Here is a 1,410-nt window from a genome sequence, read left to right on the forward strand (position 1 = left end):
CCTAGTACTGCAACGGTCTATGTTGTGACGGTTGGGCAGTTTCTGGTGGTGTGTGGCCGCGTCGTTTGTAGTGGCTGATGCGGGCTTGGTGTTGTCGTCTGCGTCGCCAGTTGGACCAGTGCATGACGTGGTCGATGGGTGCTGGGCGGCGGTGGGTGAGTCGGTGGATCAGGCGTCTGAGTTCGGGGAGACTGAGGGGGACGAGGTCGGAGGATCCGTTTCTGCTTTGTCTGTATCGAGTTCGCGGGCCCGCAGGACGGTGAGGCAGGCGTGGGCGGCCATGGCCAGGGTCATGTGGCGGTGCCAGCCCGGGTAACGGCGGACCTGGTAGTCGTCCAGACCGCACTGCTGCTTCGCGGTCTGGAAGCATTCCTCGACCGCCCAGCGGCTGCCGGCCACGTGGATCAGTTCGTCGAGGGTGGTCCCGGCCAGGCAGTAGGCGATGTAGTAGGAGACCTCCGTGGGCCGGCTGACACTGCGGCGGGCGATCACCCAGTGCTGTCGGTCGGCCCGATGCCAGGGACGGACCTCGACTCTCGCCCAGTCGAAAACGCGTGGTCCGTGGGCCCCGTTCCCGCAGGACCGGCGCTTCCACTTCTGCCGAGGCAGCCCGTGGAACAGGTCGTGGACGGGATGGTCGATAGCCCAGCGGGTGACGACGGTGTCGTGCCGGGTGGTGGCCATGACATGGAAGACATCGGCCTGCTCGAGTTCGGACCGCCAGCCTTTGGAGAATCCGTAGGCGGCATCCGCAGTCACCCACCGGAACGGAATCCGCTCCGCGATCGCCCGGCGGACCATGGCCTTGGCCATCACCACCTTCGTCTCGAAGCCGACCGTGTCCTCGATGCCGGCCTGGCGACACCTGTCGCGGTTGTCCGTCCATGACGTGGGCAGATACAGACGGCGGTCGATCAGTGTGCGGCCACGGGCACCGGCATAGGCCAGGAAGACCCCGACCTGGCAGTTCTCCGTCCGGCCCGCGGTTCCGGAATATTGCCGCTGGACACCGGCTGACCGCACGCCCTTCTTCAGGAATCCGGTGTCGTCGACGATCAACACCGCGTCCCGGTCGCCGAGATGCTCGACGACATACCCACGCACGTCGTCGAGGACTTCCTCCGCGTCCCAGTCGATCCGGTTCAACAAGCGGTGGATCCGGTCCGGACCCGCATGACCGGCCTCCTCAGCCAGCGTCCAGCCGTTCTTCCGCTCGAGCGGAGCGATCAACCCCCGCATATACGCCAGCGTCGACTCACGCGGCTCCGACCTGGCGAATCGATGCGCGAACCGCTCATGCAGAGCCTTCAACTCACCCGCCCACGACCGGGCATCAACAAGAACCCCACCCATGAACAATCCAACGACCGACCTGTCCAACCGTCACAGCAAAGACCGTTGCAGTACTAG

The 1,410-nt window shown here is 65.3% G+C and carries 1 protein-coding gene; it reads right to left on the reverse strand.

Annotated elements, in window-relative coordinates:
• Nucleotides 1-168: 168 nt before the first annotated feature.
• Nucleotides 169-1,353: an IS701 family transposase gene (locus tag ACIBG6_RS39405; protein ID WP_399227587.1), complete on the reverse strand. Its 1,185-nt coding sequence runs from the start codon at nt 1,351-1,353 to the stop codon at nt 169-171.
• Nucleotides 1,354-1,410: the final 57 nt, after the last annotated feature.

The sequence above is a fragment of the Streptomyces sp. NPDC050842 genome (genome assembly GCF_044456565.1).
Lineage (GTDB): Bacteria > Actinomycetota > Actinomycetes > Streptomycetales > Streptomycetaceae > Streptomyces.